General features: G+C 35.5%; 2 protein-coding genes. Both read left to right on the top strand.

The features are described 5' to 3' along the window. The first annotated feature begins 69 nt into the window (after window positions 1–69). The gene (locus J2Z38_RS10435; protein ID WP_209775239.1) at window positions 70–1911 is read left to right on the top strand and encodes a recombinase family protein; all 1842 of its coding nucleotides are present in this window, start codon (window positions 70–72) and stop codon (window positions 1909–1911) included. An 80-nt stretch (window positions 1912–1991) separates the two neighbouring features. After that, window positions 1992–2141: hypothetical protein (locus J2Z38_RS10785; protein ID WP_411791907.1), on the top strand; the 150-nt coding region annotated here is incomplete at its 3' end.

Raw genomic sequence — 2141 nt, 5'->3', positions numbered from 1 at the left:
GCAAGATGGGTTGCATAATATTAACTGAACAGGAGTGATATATAGACACGAGAAAAGGAGGATAATGCCATGATAGAATATCATAACAAAATCACAGCACTATACTCCCGCCTTTCAGTTGGTGATGAAGATAGAGACGGTGGCGAGAGTAATAGTATTGTCAATCAAAAAGCATTTTTAGAAAGGTATGCAAGAGATAAAAAGCTGATAAACATTCGCCACTATATCGACGATGATGAAAGCGGTAGGTTCTTTGACCGCTCCGCCTATACACAGATGATAAGCGATGTGGAAAGTGGTAAAATCGGCATTGTCATTATGAAAGATATGACGAGATGGGGAAGAGATTATCTTCAAGTCGGAAACGCTATGGAGATATTTAGAAGAAACAATGTACGCTTTATCGCCATCAACAACGGTATAGACAGCATTGACCAAAATACATTGGAATTTGCCCCATTTATCAACATCATGTCAGAGTGGTATGCAAGAGACATCAGCAAGAAAGTAAAGACAGGAATAAAGACCAAAGGAGCAGACGGAAAGCCTGTTGCAACAGAAGCCCCATACGGCTATATAAAAGACCCTGATAACAAAGATTATTGGATAGTCGATAAAGAAGCTGCCGAAGTTGTAAAACTCATTTTCAGGCTATTTATGGAGGAAAAAAACAGAAATCAGATAGCTTTTTACCTGAAAGAAAAAGAAATACTAACCCCAACCTTTTATATGAAAAGACAAGATAGAGGAACAGCTAAAAACAAACCACTAAATGAAGAAAATAGATATAACTGGAACAAAGCAACCATAACACGCATACTGAAAAGACAAGAGTATTGTGGTGATGTAGTCAACTTCAAGACCGAAAAGCATTACAGAGATAAGAGAAACCATTATGTAGATAAAAGCAAATGGCAAATAACAGAAAATGTGCATGAGCCAATAATAGATAGAACTACCTTTGAAAATGTAGAGCGTATGTTAAAAAATGCACCTGTAAAAAGACCAAACGGAGATGGAGAAATTCACGCACTTTCAGGCTTGATGTACTGTAAAGATTGCGGAACAAAAATGCACATTCGCACCATACACAAAAATGGAAGAGTACAGCATGTAACCTATTGCAGTGAATATGCCAAAGGGAAAGCAAAGCACCCCAAATGCAACTCCCCACACCGCATTGATGTTGATGAGGTTATGGAAAATATTGCAGAAGTCTTGCGAAAGATAGCACAGTATTCTTTGGAAAACAAAGCAGATTTTGAGAAACTTGTAAAAGGGAGTCTGTATAAAGAACAGACCGAAGAATTCAAGAAAAATCAAAAGCGTATGCCACAAATCACAGATCGAATGGAACAGATAGAAAGAGTGATGAATAAACTCTATGAAGATAATGCACTTGGAAATATGGATACAGAACGCTATGAACAGTTATCAAGAAAGTATGCTGAAGAATACTACACCTTAAAAGCAGAAAAAGAAGAAATCAAAGAACGCTTATCCGAATGTGAAAATGCAAACCAAAGAGCAAAGAAATTTATCAGACTTGCAGAAAGCTATTCCAACTTTGAAGAACTTACCCCTACCATTATCAATGAGTTTATCAGTAAAATCGTAGTGCATGAAAGAGATGTAAAAAGAGCAAAATATGTAGTTCAACGAATAGAGGTTTATTTTAACTATATCGGAAAATTTGAAAATGAACTTACAAAACAGATAGAGCCGACAAAAGAAGAAATGATACAGATGAGGGAAGAAATAGAAGAAGCAAAGAAAGAAAAATTACGAGCCTATCATAGAGAATATTCAAAAGTATACAGGGCGAAAAATCTTGAAAAGTGTCGAGAGTATGAAAAATTAAAAGCAAGAGAATATAGAGCAAAGAAAAAGCTACAACAAGCAACAACCTAAAATCAAATATCAACCAATCGTAAAAGAGGTTTCCTAATCGCAGGAAATCTTTTTTTGTGCAAGTCGAAAGGAGGAACTAAATGGCAGAAAATGAGAAAATAGATATTAAAGAAATACATACAGAACAACATCAAAAGCCTGATGGTATTCTTACAAAGAAGATAAATGGAAAGACCTTTGTAACAGAGATATATTTTGATAAAAAGAGCAAGGAAACATTTCAAGATAAG

The sequence above is a fragment of the Anaerococcus degeneri genome (genome assembly GCF_017874475.1).
GTDB classification, from domain to species: Bacteria; Bacillota; Clostridia; order Tissierellales; family Peptoniphilaceae; genus Anaerococcus; species Anaerococcus degeneri.
Note: the sequence above shows the minus strand (reverse complement) of the source record. Positions and strands in the feature narration are given on the sequence as shown.

Excerpts from the sequence above, each read along its gene's own strand:
- J2Z38_RS10435 (WP_209775239.1), top strand. The coding sequence starts at position 70 with ATGATAGAATATCATAACAAAATCACAGCACTATACTCCCGCCTTTCA.